This window comes from Microvirga sp. P4_A5 (assembly GCF_056402495.1).
The window spans coordinates 1-5,568 of sequence record NZ_JBFUHH010000156.1 but is presented as its reverse complement, the minus strand read 5'-3'; the positions used below and the strand labels follow the sequence as shown (position 1 = coordinate 5,568).

Genomic DNA, 5,568 nt, shown 5'->3' with positions numbered 1-5,568 from the left:
AACTTCCAGGCTTGTAGAAATGAGCAACGTGCTCTCCGGGGACCGAACGCAGCTTCTCCTCCAGAACGGAAGAGTGGGCGGCGGCTGAGAACCGAACGATACCTCCCGAAGACCAAGTTTAGCTTTTGTCGGGCTCCGCGAGCGGTCGCACTGAGCCCAAGCTCAAACCATCTCCAGCGGGATCCAAGGCTATTTCTACGACGACAGAGGAATTTTCCATCTGTGAAACATCGCTGTGCCCGGAGGATGGGGCTAAGGCGAAAGCAGACTTGTCGAGGAACTGAGCCACCACATCCACGAGTTCCGATGGTGAGACGGGTTTTGGCATAAAGCGCGCACCAATTGGCAAATCACCATCTCCAGGAGGGCTGTCACCGGAAAGAACGATAATTGGCATGGTGGGATACTTCATGAGGACAAGGCGAGAAAGGCTGTATCCGTTCAGTTCGCCCGGCATCCGAACGTCGGTTATCATGAGGGAGAAGTCCGCCCGAGCGTTGAGGAGCTCCAGCGCCTCGCTGGCGTTCGCGGCCTCGACTACGCTGTATCCAGCTTCCTCTAGCACCTCGGTTGTCAGCATTCGTACAACCGGTTCGTCCTCTACGATGAGTACCGTGAATGAATTTTGAGATGTTGGAATCGTCACGATATTCTCCGTCGCCGCCACTCGGAGGTGTGGAGGGAGGAGCCCTATCTCACGCGAATGAAAATCAATTAGACTATGTTGTTGAACCTGAGTGGGCGGATATGGTTCCGTGACGTGACTTCACCTCGTAGAGCCCGACGACACAAAACGTGTCCGTCCAGCCTATGCAGACAGCCTGTCCGCCTTCACTTTCAGAACGACGGTCACACCGTCTTCCGACCAGTCGTATGTTATCGAGCCGCCAAGTTGGTTTGCCACGCTTCGAACGAGCAGTTTGCTGCCATATCCCTCCGGTTTGTCCGGGGCTCGCACTGAAGGGCCGCCCCGCTCAGTCCAGACAATAGTTACATCCGGATCGTCTAGAGAGCCTGAAACATCGAGCGTACCGGTGTCTGCGGAGAGTGAACCGTATTTCAAGGAGTTCGTCGCAAGCTCGTGAATAACGAGCGCCATTGTGGTCGCCGTTGCCTCGCCGACACCCATGCGAGGCACCGCGACACGGATACGACCGCTAAATGCTCCCATGTCTTCATATGGCGAGAGCAGAACAGACAACAGATCGCCCAGGAGCGCCGCCTGGCCTTGATGGCCGGGAAGCGGGCGCACCAGGTCATGCGCTCGTCCCAGGGCTGTTAGTCGCGCGGTGAGTTCCTTTGCCATTTCGGGGGCGGACGTCGTTGATCGGGAAGCGATCTGCGTGAGGCCGCTTGCTATAGCCAAAAGATTTTTTACGCGATGGCTCATTTCGCCAGCCAGCAACTCGTGTCCTTCCTCAGCCTGCTTGCGTCCTGTAACGTTGAGGAACACGCCAAACATATGGCGGTGGTGAAGGCCCGAGTCGCCACCTAGACCGCGCGCCGATATCCATCGAATCTCGTCACCCACCATGATGCGGAAATCGATTTCGTAAGCCCCGACAATACCCCGAGTAGCAGCAAATGCTGCCCGCACGCGGTCCCTATCGGCAGGGTGGATGTGGGCTGATAGATCTTCGAACGAAACCTCATCGCTCCGGGGAACATTCCACATTGTGAACGCCTGTTCGTCCATTGCAAACCCGTCGCTATCGACGTTCCACGACCAGAGAGCGACACCGGCTGCCTGGATGGCGCGGCGCAGATTATGTTCGTCCCATAGAGGTTCCGCGGTGTTGTTTGGTGCCATATCAATTCTCGCGTTCGAATGACCAGACGTTGATGATAGTGAACAAAAAATCAGAATCTAGTCGTGTTTCGGACAATTACTTCTAGCACTGTACTACGCAGATCCCTGTCCCCGTCGTTTCTTTTTTGTCCTAAGGCCCGTACGGCTCTAGAAAACCTTGTTCATCCACCACCCAAGCGCGGGACGCCGTGGATCGCCCGGTTCCCGTTCCAGCTGACGCCAGCGGATGACCGAGGGACAGTGCTTTCGACGTGCCTGCCGACCTCCCATCCGGCAGTCACTCTGAATCAGTATCCAGTCGATTTGGCCGCATGAATGTAGGCATCCTTCAGAGGCTGATCATCGGATGCACCCAGCAGTCCCGGGGAATGGATGCTCATCCCGCCGCAATCGCCTTTTCGACATCCGACAGCGAATGGCCCGTCAGGTCTTTCGCAATCTCACCCAGGATGATGGAGGACAACGCTTTGTGATAGTGCTTTCGCATCTCGCCCAGTGCTCGGGGCGCTGCGACAATCACCAGCTTTTCGATTTTCCCGCTGAGAGCCTGCTGATTGAGGTGTTGGACGATCCCAGCGGAGAACTGATCCTCTCCGGCCTGCCCATGATCGGGGTTGGCTGAGCTCGCTTGTCGCCCGGTGCTCGTTCCTTGGTCTGTTTCGACGGGCTCGTGCTGCACTGCGACCAGTTTCAAGCCCGCTTCGTCACCAGCGTTGCGAAACAGATTGAGCTTCTCGCCGTCCGCGACGGCAATGGTTGTACCTTTCGGTAACATCATGGGAATTCTCCAGATTGAAGCAAAGCAAAAGCTTGCGGGAAAATAAAACTGCCGCTCAGGGGGAGCAAAAGTCCGGCCACGGTGGTCGGAGGTCGGACCTGTCAGCGGCAAGGGGCAGCGTGGCCTCAGGGGGCGCAACGGGCGCACGATAACACGTCTGCAGCGTCACAGGGCATTCTTCGTCACCCTGGTCGAGTTGGCGGATTAGGCTGGATCCGGAGCTCCGCACGACTGAGAGCGACCGAAGACGGGAGGTATCAACCGGCAATGAAGCGGGGTTGACGAGCTCAAGGCCGAGAAGTCGGCGCTGCAATCGCTCCAGAAGATGCCAAAACCGAGCCTCAAGGCGTCAGTGCATCCCAACCTTGCTGGCTGGGTTTGGGGGGTTCGCTTGGGGCTGATACGAGCGTTCCACATTGCAATAGGCGCCGGCTGAGACAATACCTCCGTTACTACGCCCGGGGTCGATGATCGGCTATGTCGGCGTGCCGCATGGCGTCCAGTTTGATGGCCAGAAGCTCTTCTTCAGGCAGGTCGACATGCTCGGTGGCCCGGCGCCGGTGCGCCGCTTTCTGCCCCACCTGATGGACCTCGTGCTATCCCGCAAGATCAATCGCCGCTGGTACATCGATTGATCCGGCAGGCTTGCCGCCTAGCGCGGATCACAGCAAGCGCCATGGCCGCTTACGCCGCGTCGCGATCCGGCTCCGGTTCGATCCTCTTGGTCGATGCCAGCGGAAAAGTCAGTGTCCAGAGGGTGCCGTTATCCGCGGTCAGACTGGCTGTGCCGGAGGCTTGAACCATCAAGCGTTTGATAAGACCCACACCGTGTCTCTTGCTTTCGGACGACGGCACGAAGCCGACGCCGTCGTCCGATATTTTGAGTATGCCGCTGGCTTCATTTTCACTCAGCGAAACCTTGATTGTGCCCGGACCGGCGGGAAAGGCATGAAGGTAGGAATTCGACGTAACTTCAGTGATGATAATGCCCAAGGCCGTCACCGTGTCGAGATCGAGGGTCATCGGCTCCGCTTCGCAGATCATGCGGATCGCGAATGGCCCCTTCTCCTGAAAGTTTTCGATATTTTCACACAGCGATCTCAGATAGGCGCCGAAATCGATYGATTGCACCAGCCCTTGGCCCAGCAGGTGGTCATAGACGTTCGAAAGGCTCATCACGCGCCGCGCGATCGATCTTATGCTTTCCTTGCCGCCGGGCTCAGCCAGCTCTATCTGACGGATCAGCATGCCGTGTACGAGTTGCAGATTATTGCGAACGCGATGCTGCAATTCTGAAGCGAGAACGTCGCGCTCCTCGAGAAGCTTCTCTTTTTCCGCAAGCAGGCTCTCCTTCTCGGAGATGAGCGCGGTCATCTGAACAAGCGCTGCCTGCAATGTGACAAACCGGTCGGACGTTTGAACGGCTTCGGCGAGAACATTGGCGAAGCCGGTCAAAAAATTGATGTCATGTTCGTCAAACGTGCGCTGCACCGCACAGTCCGCTTCCAGCACGCCGAACGGCCCGTTACGGCCTTTGATCAATACGTCGACGGTCGAGACGATATGATGCTGGTCATAGAAGGGGGGCAGATCGAAGCTGTTGTTCTTATGAATGTCTTCCAGGATGACAGGGCTTCCGGTCACGTACGCGCGGCCTTGGGTGGAACTCGCATCCGCCTGCGAGACGACGTTTCCGACGACACCGTCGTGCCAGCCGTAACCAGCCACGACGAGAAGATCATTCTCTATCGGTCTAAATCGACAGATTTTTGTAAACGGGACGCCGAGGCTTTCGGCGCAAATGCGCGCGGCTTCGGAAAGAACCTTGTCTAGATCCTCTTCCCCAAAGGCGAAGCTTCCAAACTTTGCGAGCGCGGCCTGCTGTCTCAGAAGTTTTTCAATGGTGCGCGCGGTGTTCATGGCAGCACGGGGGCAAATAGAATAGGCGGCTTTAACAAGCCAAACGTTCTGGGAAAGGTGGAGACCACGACTTCGACGCCGGTCTTGATTTCGTGAACGATCGAAAGCGCCTTCGCGAGTTCTGCCATGCTGTAGGGCTTTTGCATGAAGGCATCCCCTTCCCGGCTGGTCAGGCGGTCCGTCAGCGTATCGCCCGAGACAAACAAGATTCCCATCTTGTCGCCATCGCGGACAAGGGAACGTATTTTCGAGCCCAGTTCTCCATTGGAGAGCCGGTAATCCATCACGGCGAGATCGGGCGTGTGATGATCGGCCATCGCGACGGCTTCTGCAATGCTCGTGGCGATTCCGCACACTTCGTAGCTCATACCGACGAGATAATCCTCGACGATATCAGCCAAAAGGACGTTGTCTTCGACAATCATGACTTTGAGCACGCGCGCGTCTCCTTGGTCCGATATCACGTTGCAGGAAACGGACGCTTCGATGGATGCGATTATTGGATACGTCATCATAGGCCCGTTATGCTGCCGAGTCTCTGTCTATCGTTCCCCGTYTGCTTCACGGCCAGCGAGGCTGCCCGAAAGACAAGCCGTGCAGGCTGTTCGCCAGCCAAGGTTTTTGTGCGCTGGATTTCCGCCGCCCTGAAAGGACAAGCGGCTTTCACCTCAGTGAGAGGAGCGCTTTGTGAACGGCCGGAGGCATGGCGGAACTTATCGTGTAGCTGTAAGTGATGACCTCGCTTGATATGGGCGAAGGCGCGCCCGAAGGTTTCGGATCTCGACCAGCTTCTCGAAGACCCCGCGACGAAGGACCAGGCGTTCGACCTGATCCGCGGCCTGATCGAGGTGATCCGGCTGGTGCCGGAGAATGGCGCGTTGAAGGTCGAGCTGCGCGGCGAGTTGGCCGGCATTCTGGCGTTGTGTGGTGGACATGCAAAAAGCCGGACCCTTTCGGATCCGGCTTTTGCGGGTCGACAATTAAAGATGGTTGCGGGGACAGGATTTGAACCTGTGACCTTCAGGTTATGAGCCTGACGAGCTACCGGGCTGCTCCACCC

The 5,568-nt window shown here is 57.2% G+C and carries 6 protein-coding genes and 1 pseudogene; 2 read left to right on the top strand and 5 right to left on the bottom strand.

Annotated features, from left to right (window positions below):
* Positions 1 to 118: 118 nt before the first annotated feature.
* The 3 genes from AC1DVM_RS22280 to AC1DVM_RS22270 all read right to left on the bottom strand — a co-directional run bounded on the left by AC1DVM_RS22280 (position 119) and on the right by AC1DVM_RS22270 (position 2,588).
* Positions 119 to 646, bottom strand: a complete 528-nt coding sequence (locus AC1DVM_RS22280; RefSeq protein ID WP_477258182.1) for a response regulator — start codon at positions 644 to 646, stop codon at positions 119 to 121.
* Between the two features lie 162 nt (positions 647 to 808).
* The gene (locus AC1DVM_RS22275) at positions 809 to 1,810 is read right to left on the bottom strand and encodes a sensor histidine kinase (RefSeq protein ID WP_477258180.1); all 1,002 of its coding nucleotides are present in this window, start codon (positions 1,808 to 1,810) and stop codon (positions 809 to 811) included.
* Between the two features lie 376 nt (positions 1,811 to 2,186).
* Positions 2,187 to 2,588, bottom strand: coding sequence for a host attachment family protein (locus AC1DVM_RS22270; RefSeq protein ID WP_477258178.1), 402 nt, complete (start codon positions 2,586 to 2,588; stop codon positions 2,187 to 2,189).
* A gap of 455 nt (positions 2,589 to 3,043) precedes the next feature.
* On the opposite strand from AC1DVM_RS22270, the pseudogene AC1DVM_RS22265 reads away from it, so the two are divergent.
* Positions 3,044 to 3,202, top strand: a pseudogene (locus AC1DVM_RS22265) (IMP dehydrogenase); the annotation flags it as partial.
* Positions 3,203 to 3,272: 70 nt separating this feature from the next.
* Here the strand turns inward: AC1DVM_RS22265 and AC1DVM_RS22260 are convergent.
* Both AC1DVM_RS22260 and AC1DVM_RS22255 read right to left on the bottom strand, forming a co-directional pair.
* Positions 3,273 to 4,508 carry a histidine kinase dimerization/phosphoacceptor domain -containing protein gene (locus tag AC1DVM_RS22260; RefSeq protein ID WP_477258176.1) on the bottom strand — a complete coding sequence of 412 codons (1,236 nt, stop codon included), beginning with the start codon at positions 4,506 to 4,508 and terminating at the stop codon, positions 3,273 to 3,275.
* The gene (locus tag AC1DVM_RS22255) at positions 4,505 to 4,945 is read right to left on the bottom strand and encodes a response regulator (protein WP_477258174.1); all 441 of its coding nucleotides are present in this window, start codon (positions 4,943 to 4,945) and stop codon (positions 4,505 to 4,507) included. Before AC1DVM_RS22255 ends, AC1DVM_RS22260 begins: the two co-directional genes overlap by 4 nt.
* Positions 4,946 to 5,251: 306 nt before the next feature.
* On the opposite strand from AC1DVM_RS22255, the gene AC1DVM_RS22250 reads away from it, so the two are divergent.
* Positions 5,252 to 5,539, top strand: a complete 288-nt coding sequence (locus AC1DVM_RS22250; protein WP_477258172.1) for a hypothetical protein — start codon at positions 5,252 to 5,254, stop codon at positions 5,537 to 5,539.
* Positions 5,540 to 5,568: the final 29 nt, after the last annotated feature.

Excerpts from the sequence above, each read along its gene's own strand:
- AC1DVM_RS22270 (WP_477258178.1), bottom strand. The coding sequence starts at position 2,588 with ATGATGTTACCGAAAGGTACAACCATTGCCGTCGCGGACGGCGAGAAG.
- AC1DVM_RS22275 (WP_477258180.1), bottom strand. The coding sequence starts at position 1,810 with ATGGCACCAAACAACACCGCGGAACCTCTATGGGACGAACATAATCTG.